The organism is Paenibacillus eucommiae (genome assembly GCF_017874215.1).
GTDB classification, from domain to species: Bacteria; Bacillota; Bacilli; order Paenibacillales; family NBRC-103111; genus Paenibacillus_AI; species Paenibacillus_AI eucommiae.
In genome coordinates, this window is record NZ_JAGGLB010000035.1 from 63,998 (window position 1) to 90,877 (window position 26,880).

The 26,880-nt window shown below is 45.5% G+C and carries 19 protein-coding genes; 4 read left to right on the forward strand and 15 right to left on the reverse strand.

The window, feature by feature from the left end:
- Positions 1-122: 122 nt before the first annotated feature.
- The 3 genes from J2Z66_RS34545 to J2Z66_RS34555 all read right to left on the reverse strand — a co-directional run bounded on the left by J2Z66_RS34545 (position 123) and on the right by J2Z66_RS34555 (position 4,728).
- Positions 123-1,376 carry an MFS transporter gene (locus tag J2Z66_RS34545; RefSeq protein ID WP_245376070.1) on the reverse strand — a complete coding sequence of 418 codons (1,254 nt, stop codon included), beginning with the start codon at positions 1,374-1,376 and terminating at the stop codon, positions 123-125.
- Positions 1,377-2,625: 1,249 nt separating this feature from the next.
- Positions 2,626-3,618 (reverse strand): helix-turn-helix transcriptional regulator, encoded by a 993-nt coding sequence (locus J2Z66_RS43915; protein ID WP_209977336.1) that lies wholly within the window; start codon positions 3,616-3,618, stop codon positions 2,626-2,628.
- A gap of 234 nt (positions 3,619-3,852) precedes the next feature.
- Positions 3,853-4,728, reverse strand: a complete 876-nt coding sequence (locus tag J2Z66_RS34555; protein ID WP_209977356.1) for a VanW family protein — start codon at positions 4,726-4,728, stop codon at positions 3,853-3,855.
- Positions 4,729-5,004: 276 nt separating this feature from the next.
- Between J2Z66_RS34555 and J2Z66_RS34560 the strand changes: the two genes are divergently transcribed.
- Positions 5,005-6,168 (forward strand): hypothetical protein, encoded by a 1,164-nt coding sequence (locus J2Z66_RS34560; protein ID WP_209977337.1) that lies wholly within the window; start codon positions 5,005-5,007, stop codon positions 6,166-6,168.
- Between the two features lie 72 nt (positions 6,169-6,240).
- Here J2Z66_RS34560 and J2Z66_RS34565 read toward each other — a convergent pair whose 3' ends face one another.
- Together J2Z66_RS34565 and J2Z66_RS34570 are read right to left on the reverse strand one after the other, a co-directional pair.
- On the reverse strand, positions 6,241-7,401 hold the full coding sequence (locus tag J2Z66_RS34565; protein ID WP_245376071.1) for a benzoate/H(+) symporter BenE family transporter: 1,161 nt from the start codon (positions 7,399-7,401) through the stop codon (positions 6,241-6,243).
- Complete coding sequence (locus J2Z66_RS34570) at positions 7,401-8,204, reverse strand: uroporphyrinogen-III synthase (protein WP_209977338.1); 804 nt, start codon at positions 8,202-8,204, stop codon at positions 7,401-7,403. Before J2Z66_RS34570 ends, J2Z66_RS34565 begins: the two co-directional genes overlap by 1 nt.
- A gap of 225 nt (positions 8,205-8,429) precedes the next feature.
- Here J2Z66_RS34570 and J2Z66_RS34575 point away from each other — a divergent pair, with 225 nt between their 5' ends.
- Entirely contained in the window at positions 8,430-11,696 is a 3,267-nt protein-coding gene (locus J2Z66_RS34575; RefSeq protein ID WP_209977339.1) for a DEAD/DEAH box helicase, read from the forward strand.
- Positions 11,697-11,850: 154 nt separating this feature from the next.
- Here J2Z66_RS34575 and J2Z66_RS34580 read toward each other — a convergent pair whose 3' ends face one another.
- Positions 11,851-12,054: a hypothetical protein gene (locus J2Z66_RS34580; RefSeq protein WP_209977340.1), complete on the reverse strand. Its 204-nt coding sequence runs from the start codon at positions 12,052-12,054 to the stop codon at positions 11,851-11,853.
- Between the two features lie 621 nt (positions 12,055-12,675).
- On the opposite strand from J2Z66_RS34580, the gene J2Z66_RS34585 reads away from it, so the two are divergent.
- Positions 12,676-13,422, forward strand: coding sequence for a YheC/YheD family protein (locus J2Z66_RS34585; protein WP_209977341.1), 747 nt, complete (start codon positions 12,676-12,678; stop codon positions 13,420-13,422).
- Between the two features lie 50 nt (positions 13,423-13,472).
- On the opposite strand, the gene J2Z66_RS34590 is transcribed toward J2Z66_RS34585, so the two are convergent.
- The 7 genes from J2Z66_RS34590 to J2Z66_RS34620 form a co-directional block, all read right to left on the reverse strand.
- Positions 13,473-14,336, reverse strand: coding sequence for a protein phosphatase 2C domain-containing protein (locus tag J2Z66_RS34590; protein ID WP_209977342.1), 864 nt, complete (start codon positions 14,334-14,336; stop codon positions 13,473-13,475).
- A 42-nt stretch (positions 14,337-14,378) separates the two neighbouring features.
- Positions 14,379-15,584 carry an extracellular solute-binding protein gene (locus tag J2Z66_RS34595; RefSeq protein WP_209977343.1) on the reverse strand — a complete coding sequence of 402 codons (1,206 nt, stop codon included), beginning with the start codon at positions 15,582-15,584 and terminating at the stop codon, positions 14,379-14,381.
- Positions 15,585-15,714: 130 nt separating this feature from the next.
- Entirely contained in the window at positions 15,715-17,382 is a 1,668-nt protein-coding gene (locus J2Z66_RS34600) for an ABC transporter permease (RefSeq protein WP_312894931.1), read from the reverse strand.
- Positions 17,369-18,502 carry an ABC transporter ATP-binding protein gene (locus J2Z66_RS34605; protein WP_209977344.1) on the reverse strand — a complete coding sequence of 378 codons (1,134 nt, stop codon included), beginning with the start codon at positions 18,500-18,502 and terminating at the stop codon, positions 17,369-17,371. Before J2Z66_RS34605 ends, J2Z66_RS34600 begins: the two co-directional genes overlap by 14 nt.
- A gap of 158 nt (positions 18,503-18,660) precedes the next feature.
- A complete protein-coding gene (locus J2Z66_RS34610) occupies positions 18,661-19,728 on the reverse strand; it encodes an ABC transporter substrate-binding protein (RefSeq protein ID WP_209977345.1) in 1,068 nt (355 codons plus the stop codon).
- Between the two features lie 658 nt (positions 19,729-20,386).
- The gene (locus tag J2Z66_RS34615) at positions 20,387-22,120 is read right to left on the reverse strand and encodes a response regulator (RefSeq protein ID WP_209977346.1); all 1,734 of its coding nucleotides are present in this window, start codon (positions 22,118-22,120) and stop codon (positions 20,387-20,389) included.
- Positions 22,113-23,930, reverse strand: a complete 1,818-nt coding sequence (locus J2Z66_RS34620) for a cache domain-containing sensor histidine kinase (protein ID WP_209977347.1) — start codon at positions 23,928-23,930, stop codon at positions 22,113-22,115. The genes J2Z66_RS34615 and J2Z66_RS34620 overlap by 8 nt, the downstream gene beginning before the upstream one ends.
- A gap of 89 nt (positions 23,931-24,019) precedes the next feature.
- On the opposite strand from J2Z66_RS34620, the gene J2Z66_RS34625 reads away from it, so the two are divergent.
- Entirely contained in the window at positions 24,020-24,280 is a 261-nt protein-coding gene (locus J2Z66_RS34625; protein WP_209977348.1) for a spore germination protein, read from the forward strand.
- On the opposite strand, the gene J2Z66_RS34630 is transcribed toward J2Z66_RS34625, so the two are convergent.
- Both J2Z66_RS34630 and J2Z66_RS34635 read right to left on the reverse strand, forming a co-directional pair.
- Positions 24,193-25,161, reverse strand: a complete 969-nt coding sequence (locus J2Z66_RS34630; protein ID WP_209977349.1) for an ABC transporter substrate-binding protein — start codon at positions 25,159-25,161, stop codon at positions 24,193-24,195. The genes J2Z66_RS34625 and J2Z66_RS34630 overlap by 88 nt on opposite strands.
- Positions 25,162-25,641: 480 nt before the next feature.
- Positions 25,642-26,628, reverse strand: a complete 987-nt coding sequence (locus J2Z66_RS34635) for a helix-turn-helix transcriptional regulator (protein WP_209977350.1) — start codon at positions 26,626-26,628, stop codon at positions 25,642-25,644.
- Positions 26,629-26,880 lie beyond the last annotated feature (252 nt).

The following is a 26,880-nucleotide window of genomic DNA, read 5'->3' on the forward strand; positions in this document are numbered from 1 at the left end:
AACTTCCAGCAGTGCAGAAGGCAAGGTGCATTTCATCCAAGCGGGCTGCAACACTAGAAATAATGCTAAACATCCACCCTCGGGCTATCCCGCATGATTAAGATCTTTAGCGAATGACACGCTTATCTTGTCTTCCTCACAACAAGGACATAGAACATTCCTACTAAAGCTGCGCATGCAAAATAAGGGATCGACAAATGTAATGAATAAAAAAGTGTACCTGTGAGCGGTCCAATGAACGAACCTACACCTTGCGCAGCGGCCGTATAAGACGCTACAGATGACTGTTCATTCTCATTTACAGCAAGTGATGCTGCCGTAATATAGCCAGGCAAAGTAAATCCGATTCCGATTCCAAATAAGATGAATACGATCAAATACATGGAAGGCAGTAACAGGAATAAGGCAAAGGCAATGCAAAGTGAAAGCAGACCGATCTTCAGCAGCCGTCCAGATTTCCACTTCAGAAAACGGCCAATCAAAAGCTGTACAACCACAACAATGAGACCCGCAACCGACAACCCAACGCCTATGAGCTGTGCAGCCTTTTGAGCGGATATTGCCAACTGATCCTGGATATAAATCCCGCATGTCACCTGAAGGATGATCATTACAGTGGACAGGGCAAGTCCAATCGCTACATAGAGACGTATTCGCACATCTGTGGGAGCTATTTTAACTGGATTTACTCCATCCGACTTGGTCTGTCCGGACGAAATCAGAATCGAGAATGCTGCAACAACCAATAGCAATAAAATTACCGAAGCATACATCGGTGCCGTAAAGCCGACGGAAGTCAAGGATGCACCAAGCGCCGGTCCCAACACAAAACCTAATCCACTCGCTCCCCCAAACAATGACATACCTGCTGCACGGTTCTCTACTGTTGTCCATTCCATCAAATAGCCTTGTGCCATCGCCGGAATCGCGCCAAAGAAAAAACCTCCTGCCGCTCGCAGAATGAACAATTGCCAATACAGAAAAGTAAGATTCATAGCTCCCGATTGTGCCTGATCCGCCGTATAGGCAAACGCAGCAAGGCTCAATAGATAACCAAGCAGAGCTATAATCATTACTGATTTACGCTTTGTACGCGCCCATTTCGCCCACAAAAAACTTCCGAGAATCCAACATATGCCTGTAATGGAAACCAGACTTCCAGACTGAATTTCCGTTAATCCCAAACTTCTCGCCAGCAGCCCAAGAATAGGATTAAACGTGGCGATAGAAGTCATAGCAACTAGAACAATAGCGAAAATAATAACAAATTTCGTTTTCAACACGGATTTCCCCTTTCGTTTCCCCTCATATTCGTTTACCTCGTATACTTTTGCATCATACCGGTATTCGATATCCATGCCTTTATTATCAATCAAAGGAAATTTTGCAGCTACCTATAGAAGCAGTATTATCCCCTAAGAAAGGAGCTGAGAAAAACACTTTGCGAGGTCCTTTGAGGTGCGTGTTCAACACTTAGGTTTGTTTTGGAGTGAGGGGATATGGGGCAAGTTTTGTCAGGATAACACAGCAGTATGTGTTCGGTATTCCGCATACATGCTGCCGCTTCGGCCGCGCGTAAGCACAATGCTTGTGGTTGGTTTTTCGCATACATTTTGCCGTTTAGCCACTCGCAAGCATATTGTGGTTGGCTTTTTTACGACATTTTCCCTTTCGGATTGCTCCTACCTACTAATTGATGACAGCCAACCTTCATTTGCTTGTTAACCCGATAACAATGGGGAAATGAGCTCCAACAGCTGTGAAAGATAGGTTCTATGAGTAGACTTAGACGGCAGAAACCTATCTGTAAGTACGGACGCTATTGCTCCTCCAGTCAAGTCCTTCCCTCTCACAGCTACAATCGCACGAACACCAAACTCAAATTCAAACACACAGCTAGCAAGGTAACAAGGTTTTTTCTCTTGTTGGAGGAGATTTTCTAGCGGGGAAAGGTGCTGGGGGTGAAAAAATGAAAGGACCTGTTACTTTAACGATGTTTTTCATCGCTAAAAGCACCAGTTCCTCTCCACATATATACTTTAACGATGAAAAACATCGTTAAAATCCCTTTTATAACCCGACAGAGAGGCCATTTTTCCTCTTTTAGTGATGAAAATCATCATTAACTTGCGGAATGACCTGGAAACCCTTCCTTTAACGATGAAAAACATCGTTAAGTAAGCTGCGACGTCACTCCACTTCCCCAATTCTCTTTTCGTGAGCCAATAGTCCCTTACGTTCCCTTACGTTCCCTTATTTTCCACGATTTTATGATTTCGAATGTCTCTTTTTCCATAACTGCCTGAATGCAAATAAAAAACATATACTTTACTAAACAAGATCAAAAAAAACTCCAACACGTGAACGTGGCAGAGGATTTTCTACTATTTGTATTGAATGGATTTGATCGGCTTGGTCGGTTTTATTTGTTTTATTTGTTTTATTTATTTGATTTGTTTGATAGGTTTGATTTGTTTGGTCGGTTTGATCGGCTGGGCCGGTTTGGTCGGTTTGATTTGTTTCATTGTTTTCATGAGTTACATGGGTTACATGGGTTTGATCAGTTTTATAGATTAGTTGGATGAAATGATTGCAAGCAAATGCCTATAAACGGGACTGCTCTACTTACAATTTCGGCCGCCGATTCAGCTGTGCAATATATTGTCCTGGATTCAGGCCGTATTGCTTACGAAAGGCTAACGTAAAATTGCTCATATTGCTATAGCCAAGCTCGATAGCCGTCTCTCCTACATTGAACCCTTCATTTTCCATCAAATCAAGCGCCTTTTTCATCCTTTCGGTACGGACAAGCTCGAAGATTGTGAGGCCGAACAATTCACGGAATCCTTTTTTTAACTTATACTCATTGATTCCTACATGCTTGGCAAGTTCCCGAATCGATAATGGCTGCTCTATAAAACTCATAACCCGATTTCTAGCTTCCTGCAGCTTCTTTATGTCATCTGCACTAAGAGAAATGGATAGCTCCCCGCTAGCCTTCTCTCCCTCGTGACCAATCAGAGCAATAAGCTCCATTGCTTTACTCTCCGCATATAGCCTTTTCATTGCGCCCCACTCAGTGCAGTAGAACAGCTCGAGCACACATTTCTGTATGAGTGGCGAGTTAGCGTAACTTCCGATTCTCCCTTTATATTGCAATAGCAGCTTCTCCATAACATGCTGATCCGTCGTACCGTTCACATATCGCATCAACTCATCCGGACTTAGACGAATCTCCAAAGTTCGGGTTCGAATGCCGCCTTTTTTCTCCATATACAGCTTCATATTTTCCAAATAGCAAACGTTGCCGTTCTGGTTGCCCGTGTGATGGTCCTTTCCGTCCCAAGAACAATATATGTCTCCATCCAGACAGTAATTCAGCTCAAATAAATGGTATGATCCCTGGAAATTCAATTTCAAATCCTGCTCCAGCTTCATATCCGAAATAATAATTTCCATTCCTTCACGAATGGGAATACGGGTAATGGTACCCACTCCAAAACTTGGCGCAAGTTGAACCTGCTGTTGCCCGTCTTTATTCAACACCTTACCATCTATATGCTCAGAGAAGCGGCCAAAATATTCATGGATATCCTTAATCCTAATCGTTGATGGCACGTTGTTCTCCTCCTTTCGCCTTTGCTAACCTTACTTCACATCTAGTATACTTCACCATATAGTAAATGATAATTATTATCAACGTCAAATTAAATATTCCTTTCTCAATTTCCAGCGAGTGCACGAGTGCTCAAAAAAAAGTCCCAGGCGCCGGAATTTGGTATTAAGCATTCAGACGACTGGGATATGTCCATAAAATGATCAGGTACATTCATTGGCCTCTTTGGCCTCATTCTAAGGATGAGCAGGATTTTTTACATCTGTTTCAATCGAAATTTCTTTTGGCAGGCGTTCAGACATACTTGGCACTTCACGCGGCTTGTATTCGATGATATCGGAAGAGTAAATCGTGACGAACATTCTTCCTCCTCCTGCGTACATGCGGATCAGGACAGGCTGATTGTACTGGTTCTGAAAAGAGAAATCCGGCCCGCCCCAGCTTACCGTAGCATCACGCCCTGGCAGCACATAAGGCACATTACGGCTGTGGGAATATCGCTGCACGATCCGCAGCCCTGCCCGGTCAATCGCATTGAATAACGTGGAGGAGACCTGACATATTCCGCCGCCAATCCCTTCTGATAATTCTCCGCTTACAATAATGGGTGCTTGCTGATATCCTTTCTCTTTCGTTCGCATGCCAACCACTTGATTAAACGAAAAAATTTCACCTGGAAAAACGACATAATTGTTGATTGCTTTGGCCGAAAGGGCAATATTGTGAGCACGGTTTTTATTACTGGCGTTGAAATAAGTAACGTAATGTCCAATTGCCTTTTCTTTAATTAGGGAAAGCAGTTCACTGTCCACCTTCGGATAAATCGTCACACGCGGCGCTTGAATGATGGAAGGCCCGCTGCCCATAAAATAGGAAAAAAATTGTTCAGAGAAAAATTTGTGATCCAGCTTGTAACCAAGCTGTTCAGGCACGATTTCTCCATAATTGCCGATCCGGGCGTTTTGAGGCGCCTGATAGAGTTGCTTATCAAGGTCTGCCCATTGCTCGATTTTTTCGAAATTCACTTGTGGCACAGCTGTCTTAACTGGATCGGCTCGCTTCACAGTGGAAATGGGTAATTGCTGTTGTTGAAATGTTAGGCTGGCTGGCATATATACTTGAAGCAGCAGCAAAATAGCGGTATACGAAACCCAATTCAACTTTTCGACACCCCTCTTATCATCGAAATCATTGTAGATACGATTTCCTAAACGCACCCTAATTATCCCGAGTGTGGGAGCAATCCCTGTAAAATTTGTTTTTTATATGCCAACCGTTCTATTTTTACATAAATATCTGTCCATTGGTTGAACCTAAAAAAGGAGCTGCTGGTGTTTTAAGCTGCTGTTTTCCAAATTTCCATGATATCAAGCAGGAGGGATTACGTTTTGAACCGGTTGTATCGGGCAATTATGATCATACTCGCATGTGCAGTGGCTGGTTTGCTTCAGGATTTTCAAGGAGTTTCTTCAGCAGCAGTTGCTAAGGAATCTCAGAATCAGAAGTATATAGTTAACTTAACTGTACGTTCCAGTCACAACGCGGAGCTAATTAGCAGGCTTGATATCGATAGTCCTGCAATCTCACAAGCTTTGCTCGCAGCCAAACAGGAGACCGTGACTGATGTCCTCTCTTTGACCGATGTTTATGTAACCTTATTGCAGGGGGGGCACAACATACAAGCTCGTTTGGAGAAGTCCGGAAATGTCGTGGATGAAGCTGCTTGGAAACGGTTGGTTCTGCCAAAAAAAGCCGCTGACAGCTTACTTCATGCTGCGGAAGCATTGAGAAAGCAGCATTATGGAAAGCTGGTCAGCTGGGAAGTTGCGGAACGAATGCTGCCCCGTAAAAGTAAGTTCTCCATTACTGATTTGGAAACTGGCCTTACTTTCAAGGTCCAACGAAGGGCCGGGGAAGATCATGCAGACGTACAGCCGCTTACGAAAAAAGATTCAAAAATAATGAAGCAAATTTATGATGGCAATTGGAGCTGGAAGCGCAGGGCGATTCTCGTCCAATCTGGAAATGAATGGCTGGCTGCCTCAATGAACGGGATGCCGCATGGTGGGGATGGCATACCAGACAACGATTTTTCGGGACATTTCTGTGTCCATTACGCAGGCAGTTCAACACATCGATCCGATCAGCCCGATCTTGCCCATCAACTGATGGTGTATAAAGCAGCTGGCAGTCTGCGGTCTTTTTTGGATGCAGCCTCTCCACTTGCACTGGCAAAAAGTGTTGTTGAAGCGATGGATCATCAAGATTCGGAAATACTCCGCCAAGCTTCCGAAGGAATTGCCAAGGAGAAATTCGAGGGTCTCGTTCAGGAAATGAAATCTATGTCCTACATTCGCTTCTTGGAACAGAAGAAAGCAGAGAAGAATAAACTTGACGATTCTGGTTCCAATGAGAAATTAACCGATGAAGTCAAGCTGCCCCTTGAATTCCAAAAGCATGGCGGGTCCAAGCGCAGCAAAGCTTATACTTTTATTTTCAAAAGAGATTCCGTACAATCACCATGGCGCATGGAAGATATCGTAACAAAATAAAAAGCAGCTGCGACGATACTTCGTCCAGCTGCTTTACTACTCTCCCTTAGTTTTCCATAAAACATACCACAACTAACCTTCTTTTAGTGTTCTTTCCCCTTCTCCAAGCAGCTTCGCCGCGGCCAAGCCTACAAGCAAGCACCAAATCGGTGCTGAAATGCCTAGAAAAGAAACATTCGCTACAGCAATAGCAAATGTAAAGGCTGTTGCATACCGGTAAGATGATACTGAAAAGGCGGAATGCAAGCTGCTGATAAACACACCTAATAATGAAAATCCAGTAATAATAACGATGAAAGATAAAGGGAGTATATGGATAAACGAAAGAACCTTCCAGGAAAATAATCCAAATAACGAGACAAGCACACCGGACACTACCCCGGCTAAATAACGCTTCTCCTTAGGCCCCGCCTCACTGCTGCTGCAAAGCATACTCATCATCCCGCCAATATTAACAGCATGACCACCCAGCCAACCGGCGATTGAAGTAGCAATTCCTGTTACTGTTATTGTTTTTACAACCGAGGGATCATAGCCGTTTTTGCGGAGTGCAGCTAGGGCTACAAATACATCATTGCTTAATACCAGAAGAGCAAGCGGAAGCGCCAGTGAGAAAAAACTATTTACAGTGAAAACAGGTTGAATTAGCGTCGGCCAAGCAAAAGAGTACGATTCCCAGGCTGGAAAATCATATCCCAAAAAAAGGCCAATTAATCCAAAGCTAAGCACGCCTAGAACTGGCGGAAGCTTTCTATTCAGCTTAGGCAGTAAGAAAAAGCCAATTACTGCTAAGCCGCCAACGAAAGGAATGTCCTTTAGAGCAGGCACAATTTTTACAATGTGGGTAAATATTAATCCTGCCAGCATTGCATCCATCAAGGGTTTCGGAAGTAAAGCAAGGAGCTTGCCTGACAAGCCGGATATCCCGAACACAGCTATGAAGATTCCAGCCATTATACTGGCGCCAGCTAATTCCTGAACCGAGAATTGAATCCCTGACATGCTTAAAAAAGCCGCCGCCGTAATAGAATGGGCTCCTCCAAATGGAATTTTGTACACAATCGATAAGGTCAAATTCAACAAACCGCCGAGAAAATAGACGGCAAACAGCCAGGAAATAAGCTCTGAGCTTGTAAATCCGGCCATTTCCGCAGTACTAACGATCAAGACAGCCCCGCCCGTGCATGCCATTAACGCTGACAGGATGCCGGTCATTACATTTTGCATGTTCATTATTGGTAGTAACGCGATAGCTCGACGATCAAAGCCCCCATTCTCTCACTTTGAGGAACCAGAACACGCGACACTCCTTCTTCCCGTATAGCTTCCGCAGTAACTCTCCCCACTGCCGCTGCAAGCACGCTTGTCGCAAAGAGCTCTTGAATTTGCTGATAGGAGCCGTTATTTCTAATATATTGAAAAAAGTAACGCACTTGAACCGCTGTTGTGAAGCAAATCGCATCTACTGAGCCTTCAGCCATTTCTTGGCACAGCAGCTCCAATACATGATTTTCTGGCGGAATGTGCGTATAAGGTAAAATTGTTCTGACAACAGCCCCCTTCGACTCCAAAAAGTCGACCAAGGAGGGAACAGGCTCTCCATGAAGCTGCACCGTTACTCGCTGTCCAGTAAAATCAAAGCTTTCCAGGGCTTGAATCAGTCCCTCTGTCGTCCCATCATGGTCTACTGCTATTGGTAATATCCCTAGTTTTTTCAGCAGGGCAAGCGTCTTGTACCCTCTTATGGCTACTTTGGAGCTTTTGATCTTATTCAGAAATGTGGAATCAAAGCCTAGCTGCTCCGATTGGTCCAACAAAGCCTGAAGTCCTATCCCCGTTGTGAAAATGACCCAGTCAGAGCCATTGTCAATGAATGTTCGCAGATCATGCTCGACTTCTTTTTCTGCAAGAACAACAATGCCCTGCAGCGAGCGAATGATAGGTATGCCGCCTTGCTTTTCAATAATTGTGCTCATTTCAACCGTTTTACGTGATCCTGCAATCACTATTCGTTTCCCATGCAAGCTTCCAGCCAATTACATACACCTCTCCTAGTCTAAACATGCTTTCAATAATAAACGATCAATTATAAAAACAAACCATCCAAACGCTGCTTTTTATAACCAGCCATTTGTAAGCCAATTGTATCTCCTGTCCTAATTGCCTAGTATAGGTTATCATAAGAAAGGAGAAATAGAAACTATTCCTTACCCTATATTCTTCAGCTGAAATTTTAAATTATAAAGGAATGATCAAGACAAATGAGCTTTCAACTGACAGAGCGGATAATTAAGCTGTTATGCGGAGCAGCTTCATATGAACGTGGAGAAGTATACTACCGGGAAGGAAATGCAGCATTGACGAAATATGATCCTGATGCTTCTTTCTATGAATCTAAGGTTAAAGGAATTAATGACTACCCGGTCACCATTGATATAAGAAGAAACGGAGATGTGAATGCGTCATGTACCTGTCACGCTTTTCATACGGAAGACAATTTCTGTGAACATATAGCGGCTGTCCTGTTGAATATTTATCATATGCAGCAACATTCCATATCCCAAAATGCAGGATTTCAAGCAAGACACTCCGATATATCTAATCGAGCTAATCGGGAACTGGTCAATGGCATGCTGGGACTGTTCAGTGATAAGCCACTTCGTCCAAGCAGTTTACTGCCGCGCTTTGATTCCAGGGCACTGCTGGAGGTGGAATTCATCTGCAAACCCTTCGCTTACGGCTTTCGGAAGTATATGTTCGGCATTGAGCTCAGAATTGGGCCCAAACGACCTTATATCGTACAAAAGCTAAGAGACTTTCTCGAACGCATGGACCGCAGGGAAACCTATTTTTTTTCCAAGCACTTCACTTACGTTCCAGAGCTGCACAGTTTTCAGAAAGAAAATGATGCCGTCATCCGACAGTTAATCGAAATCTATCAATATGAGAAGATGTATCGCGAAACAACGAATGCTCAAGATTCTTATTATACAAACAGTATGAGCGGCGACCGGATGCTTCTGATTCCTCCAGTACTTTGGGAAGCCCTTCTCCCTTTGCTGCTTCGGGCTCCCGCGGTAAAGATGGAGCAAGATGGCCGCTCTTTCGAGGGCATTCATATTTCTGATGATGAAATCCCTCTCCATTTTGAATTCGATCAATCACAGACCGATGGCTATCAGTTGAATATTCATGGCCTGGACAACATCACCGTCATGGAAGCCTATGGGATTGTCCTGTGTGATGGAAAGCTGCTGAAGCTGCAGGAATCGCTGTGCAAACGGCTCTCGGGGCTGGAAAGAATGGTTGAAGCATCCGGCAAAAACGAGGTACAAATTCCTCCGGAGGAAATGGAACCTTTCATGGAGAAGGTCATTCCTGGACTGATGAAGCTGGGTAGTGTCCGTATCGCTCAAGCCGTTTCTGATCGCATTGTGCAGACTCAGCTTAAAGCCAAGCTGTATCTGGACAGGGTTAGGGATCGCCTGCTTGCCGGACTTGAGTTTCAATACGGCGATATTGTCATTAATCCGTTAGAAGGAGCAGGCAAGAAACGTGGCGCCGACCGTATCCTTGTTCGGGATGGAGAGCAGGAAGCCCAAATCCTCAGTCTTATGGAGCAAAGTCCCTTCGCTGTAACTGAAAGTGGATACTTCATGGATGATGAAGACGCGGAATATGACTTTCTGTACCACATCGTTCCACAGCTGGAGAAGCTGCTGGAGGTGTATGCCACCACGGTTGTGAAAGAAAGAATTCATTATGGACATGTATTTCCTAAGATTAAGATAGATACGAATGAACGAATTGACTGGCTGGAATTCCAGTTCGATATGCAGGGGATTCCTGAAGCTGATATCCGCAGCCTGCTGCAGTCCCTGGAGGTGAAGCGCAAATACCACCGCCTGAGCAGCGGCGCTTTATTGCCGCTTGAAAACCCTGATTTCCAGGAAATCATCCAGCTGATGAATCAACTGGAAATTCGCCAAGGAGATTTGGATGGCGGCAAAATCCGCCTTCCGGTAGTGCGCGGGCTCCACCTGATCGACTCTTCCCTAACACAAGGAAATGCGATCAGCCTGGGGAAATCGTTTCGCAGGCTTTTGGAAAATATGCGAAATCCGGATAATTTGGATTTCCCCCTTCCAGAAAGCATGGCCTTAGTGCTGCGAGATTACCAAAAGTATGGGTTCCAATGGTTAAAGACGCTCGCCCATTACCATTTTGGAGGCATCCTTGCAGACGAAATGGGACTTGGCAAAACTTTGCAAAGCATCGCTTTTATTGCCTCTGTGCTGCCGGAGATTAGAGAGCTGGAGCTTCCAGTGCTGATCGTATCCCCTGCTTCTCTTGTGTATAACTGGCTCAATGAGATGAGAAAATTTGCACCGGAAATCCGGGCTGTCATTGCAGACGGCAGCAGAGCAGATCGCAGTCATGTACTGAAGAACGATTCCCGGGCGGATGTTATCATTACCTCCTATCCACTTTTGCGCAGAGATGTGGATCTGTTTACTGAGCTTTCCTTCCATACGCTCTTCTTGGATGAAGCACAGTATTTCAAGAACCATGCCACGCAGACGGCAAAATCCGTCAAACAGGTTCAGGCCCGCTATCGCTTTGCCCTAACTGGAACACCTGTGGAGAACTCACTCGAGGAGCTATGGTCCATCTTCGATGTAGTGTTTCCACAGCTGTTCCCAGGCAGAAGAGCATTTGCCGAATTGTCCAGGGAAATCGTGGCCAAGCGTATCCGTCCATTTCTGCTGCGGCGCTTGAAAACCGACGTTCTGCAGGAGCTGCCGGAGAAGATTGAGTCGCTGCAAGCCTCCGAGCTGCTCCCTGAGCAAAAAAAGCTCTATGTAGCCTTCCTGGCCAAGCTGCAAAAGGAAACATTGAAGCATTTGGATAAAGACAGCTTTCAGAAAAACAGAATTAAAATTCTTGCCGGCCTAACCCGTCTTCGCCAGCTGTGCTGTCACCCCGCTCTATTCGTCGAAGATTACACCGGAAGCTCCGCCAAATTCGAGCAGCTGATGGAAATTATTGAGGAATGCAGGAGTGCTGGGAAACGCATGCTAATCTTCTCGCAATTCACCAAGATGCTGGATATTATTGGACGTGAGCTGGGCTATCAGGGTATTCCACATTTCTACCTGGATGGCAAAACGCCTGCGTTCGAACGTGTAGAGCTATGCAGGAGGTTTAACGAAGGTGAGAAGGACTTGTTCCTCATCTCTCTCAAAGCAGGAGGCACCGGGCTGAACCTGACTGGAGCGGACACCGTTATCCTCTACGATTTGTGGTGGAACCCTGCTGTCGAGCAGCAGGCCGCCGACCGGGCACATCGCATCGGGCAGAAAAATGTCGTCCAGGTGATCCGGCTCATCACCCAGGGCACGATGGAAGATAAGATGTACGAGCTGCAGCAAAAAAAGAAAAACCTGATCGAGGAAGTCATCCAGCCGGGACAAGAAGCACTGTCTTCCCTAACTGAGCAGGATATCCGCGAGATTCTAATGATTTGAGAAAGACGCCTTTTGGGCTTCCTTTGAGGTATGTGTATGTTCGGGACTTGGGTGCGTTGCGGAGGGAATGGCTGTGGGCTCCAGCCGCTGTTAAAGATTTGTTCCCTTGAATGAAGTGGATGAGGAGGTAGGAACAAATCTTTAAAGGTGGACGCTACCGCTCTTCCGCCCACAACCCTTCCCTCTCTTTAGCTACAATCGCATGAATCGCACGAACAACAAGCTCAAACGGACAGCCAGCAAGGGTTTTTCTCTCGAGTAGAGGAGATTTCCTAGCGGGCACAGGCGCTTGGGATGAAGAGCGCCCCCGCCAGCACGCGCAACCGAGAGGAACCGCTGCTTTAACGATGTTTTTCATCGTTAAAAGCACCAGGTCGACCGCACATCCTTACTTTAACGATGAAAAACATCGTTAAAATCCCCTTTCCCCCCCGAGGAGGTCATTTGCCCTCTTTTAACGATGAAAATCATCATTAACGTGACGAATTGACCTGGAACGCTTGCTTTAACGATGAAAAACATCGTTAAGTGGAGCACACGATCATTTCGGCGGAGGGCGGACTGCTACTAAGCCGCTACTCTCGTTCTTCCTCCCACATGCCTTCCCTCTCAGCTTCAAAATGCCGATCTTGCCACGCTCAAACAGACTGCCAGCAGAAGTTGCTTTCCTGATTGGAAGGGATAGTTGCGATAGGATAATCAGAGCTTCCTTTCTGGTTACCAAGGAGGAGGATGGGCCACACCGTCTACTTTTTTTACTATAAAGCTGCACTGTATGATCGAGAATTTTTCTCTCCAGGCATCACCACAAAACTACTTTATATGTTAAAACAAGACTGGACCTGATCTTCTGCTCAGGTCCAGTCCTTGTTCGTCCCGATTTTCGTGAAGCTTGGTCATCCATACAAACGGATCTATATTTTACGCATATATTTTAAAATATGGATCCATGGTTGTGCGATGATAAGGGGGCATTAGAATGGGTTATAAACTGGATAAAATGTTCAAACATATCATTATGGCCAAGTCTCCCGAATTGGCTTCTTCGCTTCCTGACACGAGGAAAATGAGCAATCACGCTTTCCACACCCTTGTAGCTAGATACCGAAAAGTAATCATTAAACCAAGCGCAGGCTCGGGGGGCTTCGGAGTCATTCAGGTAGCCTCAATTGGAAAAGGAAAATATGAAGTCCACTATGAAAAAACTAAAAAAACGATATCCGGGCAAAAAGAAGCCTATGCTTTCGTTCATAGTAAAACAAAAAAAGCCCCCCATATGATTCAGCAAAGAATTCCGCTGTCAGAGATCAAAGGGAGACCGTTTGATATTCGTGTGATGGTGCAAAGGGAAGGAAAGTCCAACTGGACCATTACTGGTAAATTAGCCAAGCTGGCCGGTTCGGGGTATATTGTCACCAATATTGCCCGCAGTAAAGGGACTGTTATCCCGCTTATCACTGCGATTGAGCGTTCTAATATCACAGGCACTTCAGCAAAAGAAATTCAGAAAAAAATGGATAAGGTTTCAACAAAAACAGCCCAAATACTTCACGCTCACTACCCTTGGCTTCATACGATAGGCATGGATATAGGCCTCGATTCCAACGGCAAGGTATGGATTATTGAGGCGAATTTTGCGCCCAGTATATCTCTTTTTTTACATTTAAAAGATAAATCCTTTTACAAACGCATCCAGTCCTATAGCCGTAAGCACAAGTCTAAATAAGCAAAAGAGCAGCCGCGTGTATTAAATACGACTGCTCTTTTGCTTCTTATTTACTGCTGCTCAAACTGGATCCAAATTCCCGACTTGTCATCAGACACCTTAAACCGCGGATAACGCTGGCAATCCTTGTCCTCGAACTCCAGATTAAACAGCCACTCCGAATAGTCCTTCAGCGTGCTGCCGGCAATGCGCTGCGTCAGTTCCTTCATCATATCGCGGGATTCATTTCCGCTCTCCGGATGCAAGAAAAGCCCATCGGTGACTATAAGCAGCGCCTTCAATTGATTCCGGTTAATTCGGCCGTATTCGATGAAGTTGGCCAGCTCAGGTTCGCCACTCATCACTGAATAACCCCCCATTGTGTTCATACTTGACTTATTTTGAACAATAGTAGGCTTGACGAGCTCCCATAAGTCTTCACGTTTCGTAATTCCTTTGCGGATACCTTCTTCCCAAATCAGCTTGGATTTGCGGTCAATGTGCGCAACTTGATCGTGAGTTACCAGCCGAATGGTACCGTCATTATATACGGCTGTAATCATACAATCCCCTACCTGTGCATAATCAATATTTGTATCCGTAATATGGATGAGGGCAAGTGCGGTTGTCCATAGGCTAGCTTTGTCATGAGGATTGATCCCGGACAACACCATTTGTTCGTGCAGCCGGAAGTTAGCTTGGAGGACAAGCTGCTTCAGATTCATATCATTAATTGCTTCTGCGTTCAACGACTCTAAATACTGCTTAATGAGCTGAGAGGCCAAGTAGCCTCCTGTCTCCTTATTGGGGCCCCGATATGGATGCAGAGAGGTAGCTCCATCTATAACCCCATACAACTGCAATTGTTCATTGATAACGAGTGCGTCCTCATTCCATTCAGTAGTCCCCTGCAAACTGATCGTTTCTATATTCATGCTTTTGCTCTCCCTTTTTTATGTGCAGAATTGCGCTCGTGTTTATTCAACTGCAGCCGGGACCTCTGCTTTTTGTTCCAACTGCTCGAGCTGTGACTGAACAGTCTTCCAACGTTCAAAATCTGCTGTTGAAGGATATTTCACAACGAACATTCCCGTCGAATCGAGAATCTCCTTCTGCCGCAGACTCCAGCCTGTTTCTTCCTGCAGCTTGAACACGATATCGGAACGGGAAGGAATCATCCCATCCATCCGCCATAAAGCAGCCTGTGTCTGCTCCCGCAGCATATAAGTAATGAAGCTTTCAGCCGCTTTCACCTTGGCAGGCACAGATTGTAAAGCAACCAATCCATGTATGCCCGGAACGATCCCATGCTGCTCCATTTCCGGCAGGTGCCCGGCATCAAATTGAAACTTGCCTCCAATATAACGTTCTACTGTGGGAAGCATCTCCGAAGAGCTGATAAACAAGCCTATTTTCCCGTTAATAAAATCGCTGGCCGCTCTGTGATGGGCCAAGGGCTTCATAATTCCCAAGGTATGAATCCAGTTGCTCCACCTCGAGTAAAAAGCATCCAATCCAAGGGTTGATTCATCATTATTCCCGCCTGGTGTAAAGGACAGATTATCGACATACCACGGCAGCTCCTTATCAACGCCTATGCCCCAATATTGTTCAGCATTGGCGGCTAAACCCTCCGCTTGCTCCTCTGAAGCTGCCCGCTCAACCTCATCCCATCGGGTAAACGCTCCACCTTGTGTACGCTTCAGCAGCTCTTCCCGATAATAGAGCATAGGTATAGCCCCTCCTATCGGGACTGCCCAATCTTGATCCTCATAGTGAAAAGGAGCTGTAAATGCCGGATTGATCTGGCTCCATTCCTTTCTTGCAGACCTATTAACAGGAAGCGCTGCACCTGTATCCACCAATTCTGCAACGCCATAGTAGCTATGCAGCTCAGCTAGCTGTGGCGCAGCGTTGGCAGAAATGGATGCCAGAAGCTCCTCAAGCAGCTGCCTACTTGAACGGAAATAGCGCACATCGATAGCGACGTTTGGGTACATTTGCTGAAATTCACTGATATAGGCTTCCCAGCCTTGGCTGTACAGCCAGATCGAAAGTGCTGTTCCAGGGGTCGACTCCTTGCTAGCAACACCAGATTTATTGCTATTTATCATATAAAATACAGTGGCTGTAACGATCAGCAAAGCCGCTATGCCCCACAATGCCCATTTTTTCAGACTCATGATTGTGCCACAATCCTTCCCCGCCAATAAGAATGCATGCTGGAAATCGTCAGTCAATGTTAATGAAAAGGCAAAAGCCTGACAAAATTTCAACCAATTCCTATTGTAACACAAGAAGCAGTTAGCCCAATTACATCATCAGCCCTTTTTTGCTGAGCTTGTTGGCAACAAGCAGGGAAACCAGCGTCGTGACGGACAAAATGGAAGCCAGCGCAGCGCCAGTGCCATAATTGGCTGTAAAGACCTCGCTGTAAATCGTAACAGAAATCGTCGCAGTTGCCCCATAGTAAAGGACGATCGTAGAGCTCAGCTCATTGATGGTCGTAACCCAGCTTAATATCGCTCCCGATAATACGCCTGGTGCCATTAACCGTCCCGTAGTTTTGAAAAAAGTTTTCATCGGAGGAACACCCAGGCTGATCGAAGCTTCCTCCACACTGCGGTCCAGTTGATACAATATGGCTGTACTGGAGCGGATTGTATAGGGCAGCTTACGCACAACATAGGCAATAACAAGAATGATCCATGTGCCTGTCAGCACAACCGGAGGCTTGTTAAAAGCAATAATCATACTGATTCCAAGAACGGTTCCTGGCATTACATATGGAATCATGATCAAGCTATCGAGCATTGCCGTAATCTTGGATTTTCTGCGGACCAGTACATAGGCCACCAGCATACCCATTATGACCATAATGACAATCGAGATTAATGAAAACGTGTAGGTGTTTAGAATGGCTTTAGGCACACGGAATAATATTTCCTTGTAGCTGTTCAGACTGAAGCCTGCATGAAACACTGGCCCTTTTGTTTTAATAAAGGAAGTCACAATAACCGTGGCCTGCGGAATAATCGATACAAACGCCACAAGCAGTGCGCCTGCAGTGAGCAGCCATTTCGTAAGTGGACGCAGCGTCTGCACCTTCGGTGTGCGCATACCGGTCATCGTATAATTTTTACGGGAAACAAAATACCGCTGAAGGAAGAGGATGCTTGTCGAGCAGACGATCAGAATAATACTAAGTGTGCTCGCCATGGCTGGATTGCCGCCCATCTCACTAATAAACTGCTCATATGCCAGAATCGGCAGTACCTTGAAGCCTTGTCCAAGCAGCATCGGTGTGCCAAAATCAGCAAAGGAAGCCATAAATACCATAAGTGCTCCGGCTGATAATGTCGGGAAAATCAATGGAAGCGTTACCGTGCGAAGCCTGTGAAAGCTGGAGCGTCCCAGACTCTCCGCGGCCTCCTCGAGTGAAGTATCGATCGTTTTTAGCGCGCCAGACACATACAAGTAAATATGCGGATAGAACTGCAGTGTAAAGACGAATACGATCCCTTTCCATCCATACACCGAACTGAACGGAATACCGATGTCATGAAAAAAACGGGTCAGAAATCCATTATTTCCAAGCATCAATATCCAGGAGTAAGCTCCGATGAAAGGCGGCGATAACAACGACATAATGACCAGAATCTGAATAAGTCCTTTAAATTTCACATTATATCGGGATGTTACATAAGCCAAAGGAACGCCAATCAGAATAGCAAATATGGTTGCAAAAGCTGACACCTTCAAGCTGTTCCATAAAGCTCCATAATAATATTTAAGTTTAATGAAATTGGCGTAGGTTTCAAGTGAGAACACGCCTTCATCGTTGTAAAAGCTGTTAATAAATAAAGAACATAAAGGATAAACAATGAAAGCGAACAAGAACAAATACATGACCAAGGTCACCCAGGACCAAAAATCCCACTTCTTAAATGCAAACAACCTGCTTCTCTTAGTAGGTTGCACGATAGATCACCTCCTTGCCGCCTCCGTCAAACATCGTAGCCTTCTCCAGCTGCAGGTTCACATGCACAGCTTGCTTCACTTTACGCAGCTGATGCGGCTCTACTGCATGCTCCTGCACGTCGATAACAGGCCCGTTCTGCAGCCTCACAAGGTAGCTCACCTTTTCTCCAAGGAAGGTCACCGATTCAATTGTACCTTCAATTAGCGGCTTCGCTCCATCTGGAGCTTCAAGCCGAATACGCTCGGGCCGCAGCGACATCATGACCTTCCCCTCATACGGCTTCGTTAGCGGAAGGTCAAAGGATGCCCCCAACAGCTGGATATTCCCTACTGCTTTTGCTTCAGCCACTACCTTTTCATCTGCAGCTACCGCAGCTGCCCCTCTCTGGCAGTGTGCTTCAATAAAATTGGATGTACCAATAAAGTTGGCTACGAACTGATTGGCGGGATACGCGTAGATGTCCTCCGGTGGAGCAATCTGCTGGATAGTCCCTTCATGCATAACGGCGATCCGGTCTGAGACGGCCAGCGCCTCCTCCTGATCATGCGTCACATAAATCGTCGTGATGTTCAGTTCTTTCTGCAGCATGCGAATATCGGAGCGCATCTTGATTCGAAGCTTGGCATCCAAATTGGAAAGTGGTTCGTCCATTAACAGCAGGCCTGGACGAATAACGATAGCGCGTGCCAATGCGATCCGCTGCTGCTGGCCGCCACTCATATCAGAAGGAACCCGATCACGTAAATGCTGGAGTTGGACCATTTCCAGAGCTTCCATAACACGCTGTTCCGTTTCTTTCTTGTTTACACTTCTTGCTTTTAACCCGTAGGCTACGTTCTCAAATACGGTCATATGCGGGAAAATCGCATAGTTTTGAAATACCATGCCGATATTGCGTTCATGCGTGGGCACATCATTGATCTTACGCTCTCCGAAGTAAATATCGCCTTCTTCCTGACGGTAGAAACCTGCTATCGTGCGCAGCAGTGTTGTTTTCCCACATCCGCTTGGTCCAAGCAGCGTAAAAAATTCGCCCTCCTGGATAGTCAGATGAGCATCATTGACTGCCTTAGCGGTTCCAAAATATTTGGTCACGTGGTCGAACACGATTTTTTGCATGACAAAAACCTCCATTTTCTTGAGAAAAACACTTTGTAAGGGATATATAATGCTGTCTGATGCTATTACTAGCTTCGTTTGCTTCAATCAATCGCAGTTTTCTAAAAAAAGGGTGCCTTCACCTTTAAAAGTTAGGCACCACGCTTTACATAACAAACTTATTCCTGACCTGTTACAATTTTACCGAAACGCTTGATGTTGCTATCTTTGTTCGTAGCGGCCCAATCGAAATCATAATCCACTACTTTGATATCCTTGGCGTCAGCAATCCCATTTGGTGTCTCAGCATCCTTGCGTACCGAACGGCGTTTGAATTCTTTTTGAATCAGCGACTGCACATCCTTGCTTACTAGAAAATCGATAAATTGCTTTGCCTGATCCAGATTTTTAGCCCCTTTGATAATCGCGGCGCCATCTGGTACCGTTGACGTTCCCTCTTCCGGATAAATGATGCCGACCTTCGCACCACCTTCAACATACCGCAATGCTGCTTCCTCAAGCGTAACACCCAGCGCAAACTCCTTATCAGCCACGCCTTTATAAACAAGTCCTGATCCGGAAAGTACTTTTCCGTCGAGGTTCGTTACAAACTTTTTGACAAAGCCCCAGCCATCATCCTTGCCGTTAGCCGTAAGCATGGTGATTAATTGCGTGTAGGCGGAACCCGACTTGGCAGGATCGGCAAAAGCGATTTTACCTTTCCATTTCGGATCCGTCAGATCCGTCCAGCCTTTCGGCTCCTCGCCTTCCTTGACCAAATCTTTGTTGTACATAATGATCATAGGCAGTGCAGCAAATGGTGTCCAAATGTTGTTCTTATCTACATACTGCGGAGCCAGATTATCGAATTCCTTCGTTTGGTAAGGTTCAAAAAATTGCTTGTATGCCTCCAATGAATCTGCACCACCAGCCCAGAACACATCACCTAACGGATTCGAAGCTTCTGCCTGAACACGCTTCAGCAGATCGCCTGTCCCCCCGGAAATAAGCTGTACTTCAATTCCTGTGCGATCCTGGAATTCTTTAATAATTGGATTATTAACCTCTGCTGCATTCGGAGAATACAGTGTCACCTTACCGCCTTTTTGGGGTTCTGGCTGCTGGGATGATGTCGGAACCGTTGAGCTTCCTGCTGTTTGGGCAGGCGTATTATCCTTGACGCCACAGCCTGCTAAGGAACCGACTAACAGCAAAGATGCCAAAATACTAGTTACTGCTTTTCTCATTGTGTAACCCTCCATGTTTTGAATGCGTTTACTTACTAGTATTACTATATCCACAGATGTAAGTGTTTTCAATGCGACGAAATTGCGGGAATGTTTAAATTTTTGCCATCACCTTGTCCTTGAAGAGCATGTTCGAAACCTGGGTTCGTTAGAAAAAGAGGGCGTGGCCACTGTAAAAGATGCATTCCCCTTTATTGGACCTTTGGCAGTTAACCTGATTTACATGACTAACTTGATTGGGCAGCGGGGATTGGATCGTAACGTATGTATTTTGTGCTTTAGAGCACAGAGTTAGTCAATGGGGGAGCGATTTTAATCAATAAAAAAACGCCATGCGGGACTGTTGACAAATTACCTTTTTGACGAAATTGACGTTTGAGAACCCGCATAAACACTGGGAATCTAAAAGTCTTTTTTCGTAAAATTGGCTTTTGTCAACAGTCCCTTGCGGCGTCCTTTGAGATGAGTGATCTTTGGAGCTTTACGGGAGGGAATGGCTGCAATCGCACGAATCGCACGAACACCAAGATCAAACGGACAGCCAGCAAGGGCTTTACTCTTGGTTGTGGAGCTGAGGAGATTTCCTAGCGACGGCAGGTGCTGAGAATGAAGAGCTAGCACTGCTACCAAAGGCAGAGAAAAGGACTGCCAACAGAGGTTAAAACGGCACATTTTCGATGCCCAGTCTCTTGCGGAATTCGGTTGGAGTTTCACCAGTATATTTGCGGAAAATCTGGCTAAAATAACGGGAATCCTGATAGCCAACCTGCACGGAAACCTCATAAATTTTCAATCGCGGATTCGTTAGCAGCTCCTTCGCCTGCCGCACACGAATCAATGTCAAATATTCGAGGAAGCTGGTGCCAACCTGTTTTTTGAACAGCCGGCTGAAGTGGCTCTCGCTCATGTGATGGCGTTCCGCAATGCCCTGGAGTGTAATATCCTCCGCATAATGCTGTTGAATAAATGCCTCAATATCTTCGAATCCACTCTTTTTATGGGAATCAGCCTGTTCTGTATATTGACGGTTCCACTCTGACAAGGTAGCAATCAGTCGGTGCAAGGATTGCTCCAATGGCTCCTCAACCCGCTTCGCAGATGCAAGTAAAAATTCGCTGTCCAGAACAATGCCACGCAATTCGTTATCACGCAATAAAAGAGAGTACAGCATCACCATAAATTCATAAAAACGCCGGCGCATATCCAGCCCATCTGAATAACGCTGAAGCAGCTCCTTGTACCATAAGCGGATATTATCGTGAATCGATTCCAGACTCCCCCATTTGACCAGTTCAACGAGCTCCAACATGATAGAGGGACTGAGCTCATTTGGATTCTGAGTGCCTTCGGCATCATCAAACCAAATCACTCGTTCCCGACCAAGAAATACGGTTTGATATAGAGCGCTCATAGCTTGTTGGTAGGCAGCCGAGAGTGAATCCATCCCAGTACATGCAAGACTCACCCCAATCAAGCAGTTATCCGCAAGTGTCGGCTGCGTAAGCAGTATTTGCTCCAAAAAATGAGCTATCTCCTCGCGTTCCTTCAGACGGTTAACGATCAGTGCATAGCGATTTTCCTGAATTCTTATAGATGGAAGAGCCGTCAACTCACCAAGTTGTTCTTCGAGCAGCTCCCGCAGCCGCACGTGATCCAAAACAGCTTCAGGCAAGCCATCCAGTTGCACCACCATTACTCTATATGGAACATAGGTCAATGTATCAGTGCTGGCAAAAGTGGCAGTGGAGCCAGAAAAGCTAGAGAAGTTAGAGGAGGTAATACCTTCTTGCAAATCTTGCTCAGTTTCTTGCAAATCCTGCTTACTTTCTGGCAACTCCCTTTCCAGTTCCCCCTTCTTCTCTTTAATCATCTCCCTGCCGTACTCAAGCAGCCATTCCTTTTCCATCGTTCCGGCAAAATCCAGCATAACATCATAAAGCATTTTCTCCAGAATCAGCGGCTGTTCCCAGCCATACCGCCTCTCCCTCTGCTCCTGCAGCAGTTGCACCTTGCGCTCTTCATCCAGCTTGGCGGTAATTCGCCCAATCACGCCGATAAGCTCTTCCGGATTTGTTGGCTTCAGTACGAAATCGACGGCTCCCAGCTTAACAGCCTTCTGCGCGTAAGCAAAATCATCAAAACCGGTAAGGAACACAATCTTTACCTGCGGCCACTGCTGCGACACCTTTTCTGCGAGCTGAATGCCATCCATGGCTGGCATGCGGATATCTGTAAGCAATATATCTGGCTGCTCCACTTGTATGCGTTCAAGCGCAGTCACTCCATCACCAGCTTCTGCAATAATGCTGCAGCGCATTTCAGACCAGGGAATTGTCATTTTCAATCCCTGTAGAACTAGCCATTCATCCTCGACAATCATGATTTTATACATGGCGATCCTCTCCTGCTGTCCGCATGACGGGAATTTCAATGGTAACCTTCGTGCCCTGTCCTGTTTGACTCACGATATCGAACCGGAAATGTTCATGGAAATAAAGCTCCAGCCGTCTCCTTAGATTATCCAGTCCTATTCCTGTATTATGTGCGTGTTCGGACTCAAAATTACCGTCAAGAATTCGCTCTACCGTTTCCTGTGACATCCCTGCACCATCATCGCTAACTTCAAAACGAACATTTTCACCTTCTAGAGTGCCTCGTATCGACAAATGCCCTTTGCCAGGTTTCATTTCAAGTCCATGTGTAATCGCATTCTCCACAAGCGGTTGTATCAGCAGCTTAAGTGTAAACAGCTTCTCAATCTTCTTATCGATCTGCATCTCCATTTCCAGCCTGTCGCCGTAGCGCATCTTCTGGATGACCAAATAATTGCGGATTTGCTGCATGTCCTCTTTCACCTGAATGAAGGGCTGGCCTTTGCGGATACTGAATCTCAGCAGTTCACCCAAGGAAATCGCTGTCTGACTGATATCATTCATCTTGTGAATACGGGCCATCCAATTGATCGAATCGAGTGCATTATAAAGGAAATGCGGATTAAACTGCGCCTGGATCGCTTTGATCTCAGCCTCCTGAACCATCAACTGCTTTTTGTAAACCTCATCGATTAATTGGTTAATACGCTGCAGCATTTTATTAAAGCTGAGCCCCAGCTGTCCGAACTCATCCTTGTGCTTGGAAGGAAAGGCCACATCCATATTCCCGGTTTCTACCTGGAACATGAGTGATTTCAGCTTCCTCAGCGGATTCGTGATCGTTACCGAGAGCACATAAGCGGCACAGCAGGATATCACACCAAACAAAATAACGATAAAATAGGTGAGGCTGCGGATACTGCTGCTTTCCTTCGTAAGCACAGCTACAGGTACAACACTGACCAGCTTAAACCCGGTTATTTCTGATGTATCGTAGATAACCATAGCCGGAGGGCTACCTTTGCTTGCCAGTTCAAAAAAACCTTTATTGCCCTCCAGCACATTTTCCAAATAGGGCTCATCCAGTTTCGTGCCGACAATATGCTTAAAGGGGCTGCTGGAAATGACGTAGCCGTTGCGATCTAAGAGCAGCATCTGTCCACCGGGCTGAAGACGGGCCTTGTTATATTTGTCAGCAAGAGCGTTCTCCATAATATCAACAACCATATATCCGAGCGGCTGACTCGTCTCAATTTGCTTCAGCAGCCTGCCACTGCTCAGTACAATGCCGAAATCCTCGGTTTTTTTCATGCTATAGTGTGTATCCCAAACGACATTGCCGCCGGCCAAGCGCATTTTGCGAAACAAGCCCCAATCCTCATTGTAATCGTCATATTTGCTCGGAAGCAGATTGTCTGTAAAGTATCGGTCGCCATTCGCGCCCAACAAATAAATCGCAATATTCCAGCTTTTAAAGCCCAAAAAAGTATCCAGAATATCATTGATCTGCTGCTCATCCTCATGCTTCTCTGCCAGTGTCCGCTGACCATCCTTGGATAACACTTTTTGAATATCGCGATTGCTGTAAATGTACATGGTTAACTGCTCAATATCCTTTACAAAATAATTCAAGCTGTAATTGACCTGCGACAAGCTTTCCAGAATCGTTTGACAAACCTGCTGCTGCACAACCTGCGACGATTTATAATAAGAAAATGTGCCCAAAATGGATAACGGGATGATTGCCAAGGGAAGAAACAAAATGATTAGCTTCCTTTGCAGGCTTATTCCAAGCAAGTAGTTCTGTATCCGATTCAGTAATCGCAACATTTTCTCCTCCTGGCAGCTATTTTTAATTTCATCAGAACCTCCACCTGCCCCGGTTACCCAGCAAATTCTGCCAGGCTCGAATGAGCTGAATGTCCGGTTACGTAAAGCGGAACTCTGCAGAATCCCGGAATGAAGTCGTGATACGTGGACCTAAAGAAGCCTTCCTCGAGGATCTGAAAATTAATATTACCATGATTCGTAGAAAAATAAAAAGCTCCATGCTTAAGCTAAGCTGGAGCTTCGTGAGACTGACTTCAGCCATTTATTTACCCATGGCCTTTATGATATGTTCAATGCCTTCGATCTTGGCCAGAGCCAACGGTCCTACAATCGAGGGATCTTCGAGGTAATACACGCGATTGTTTTTCACAGCTTGCATGCTGTTCCACACCTTGCTGTCCTTCAAAGCTTCTTTGACGCCTCCCTGAATAGGGTCCTGCCAATTGTTGATTACAAAAATGTGGTCTGGATTTAGTGCTGATAAGCTTTCTAGTGTAAGCTGACCGCCTTTCTCTGCTCCTTTCACAGTCTTAAGTCCAAGGCCCTTATAAAAAGGATCGAATCTTTCCACCTCCCAAGTCAGGAACTGCTCCTTCCCGCTATACATCGTAAACAGCACGGACTCTTCACTTCTAAAAGCAAGCTTCGTCTTGTATTCCGCAGATTTACGATCAAATTCAGCCAGCACGCTTTTCGCTTTATCTTCTTTACCGATCACCTCGGCAATTTGCTGCAAAGTTTCACGCCAATCACCAGCCTGCGGAAAAATCACAGTCGGAGCCATTTCGGATAACTGGTCATACTTGTCCTCCATATCATTGGCAGCAATAATCACATCTGGCTCCGATACAAGCAGCTTCTCCATATCCACCTCCTGCCCAAGATCAAATATTTCTTTTCCGGCAATTAGCTTGCTTAAGCTCGGGAAACCACGCCCAATCGTCTCAACGCCTTGTGCGGCAACCGGATATGTATCCAAAACAGCAAGGTAATCGACAAAAGCAATATACGGTGTTGCGATTTTGATAGGCTTGGCCTTGATTACAGTCTCTCCTTTCATATGCTTAATCGTTTTTGGAAACAAACCATCTGACGCGCTGCCAACACTTGTTGAAACTGGAGTTTCTTTTGCTTCCGTCCCCGTATTTCCCTGGTTCTTTCCTGAACAACCTGCCACCATAACAATCATGGCTAAAACCATAACGACCATAAACCATTTTCTACCAAACATTAGCTCCCCATTCTCCTTCTCACATCTAATTTGTTGATAACGATATTCATTATCACAAATTTATCTTACTATGGCTGCTAATTCGGCATCTACCTGTAGACGGAGTACCATGCTGGTTATTCGGATTAATAGATGCAAAAAGACTCCTTACGGGGTCCTTTGATGCGGGTGTCCTAGCTTTGTGCGTCCAGAGGAAATGAACGATGGGTTCCACCGCTGTTAAAGATGGGTTCCCTGAATGTATATAAACAGCGGAAGGAACCCATCTTTAAATGCGGACGCTACCGCTCTCCACCCCATCGTCCATTTCCTCATTCAACCTACTGAGTAGGAACACAACTACCTCAAACGGACTACCAGCAAAGGATTTTATCCCCTTACTGAAGGAAATTCCCTTCCGGATGCGGCCCGAGGGATGAAATTAGGCATCTCTACTGATGTTGGAGAGATGGAACCATTGTGAATCAACGCGAAAAAGACTTAAAGTTGCATTGAGACATAAGCACGCTTTACAAACTCTCCCGGATTTATGCCAAATTTTTCGCGAAATGCTTCTGCAAAGTAGCTCGGGTTTGAATATCCCACGGCACATGACGTATCATTCACGCTGATATTTCCCTTTTGTAGTAAAAGAAAAGCTTTCTCCAAACGTTTATTCCGCAAATAACCATACACAGTAGTGCCGTACATTTCTTTAAAGCCTATTTTCAATTTATAGTCGTTCAGACCGATCAGCCGGGAAAGCTCCAAAAGTGTTGGGGGCTCCGCCATGCGATCCAGAATCACATCATGTGCCAGCCGTATTTTCTGCATATCGCTTGTGGAAAGCTTCGTTGATTTCGAACTTCTCTCATAGAGGAAGGAACGGAATGCTAAAGATAAAAGCTCCAATACTCGACACTCAAGCTCTATATTTTTTGTGCCATTGGTTTGGGCAGATTGCATGAATTGTTGAAGAATAACGGAAGCCGACGGATCAATTGTTTCTTGAAACATACGAAAAGATTGACCGCCAAGAATGTGATCAAAATCAATCGATTTTGAACCACAGGCATCTTCCATAAAATGATGAAAAGTGGCAACGGGAATGCCAATACCCAGCATATGAAAGGATTGATTGCCGCTAAATTCGAATCGAGCTTCAGGCTTGTTCATAAATTGCAGCGTACAGCTTCCTGGAAGATGCTCATGACGTTTGCCCGAAAGACTGAGTTCCCTTGCGCCTTGAAAGCAGTAGCTCAGCTCGATCATCGGTTCTTCAGGCTTAAGATTCATAATGACATTGCGATGAAATGAATATTCTGAAATGACTACTTCCATATCACAGCGCGGTACGAAACGGCGAATGGTGCCCTCACCGATTTGTGCCTGAAGAGTTATATGCTCCGTTCGATTAGCGTTCTTCCTCGGCTGTTGCAGCACATCAAAAAAATGGTCAAAGTTTTGATGAAAATCAGCTGTATGCATTAAGCTCTCACTCCAATTCAATACCTCATATGGATTTGAATCCTATCATAATTTGATAATCATTCTCAATTATAGCAAGTTTAACATACCTGCCATGTTTGTGAAAGTAGATTATGCAACTTGTGCGGCATCCTTGAGGATCGTGTTCATGTGTTTGTGTGTTTGTGTGTTTGTGTGTTTGTGTGTTTGTGTGTTTGTGTGTTTGTGTGTTTGTGTGTTTGTGTGTTTGTGTGTTTGTGTGTTTGTGTGTTT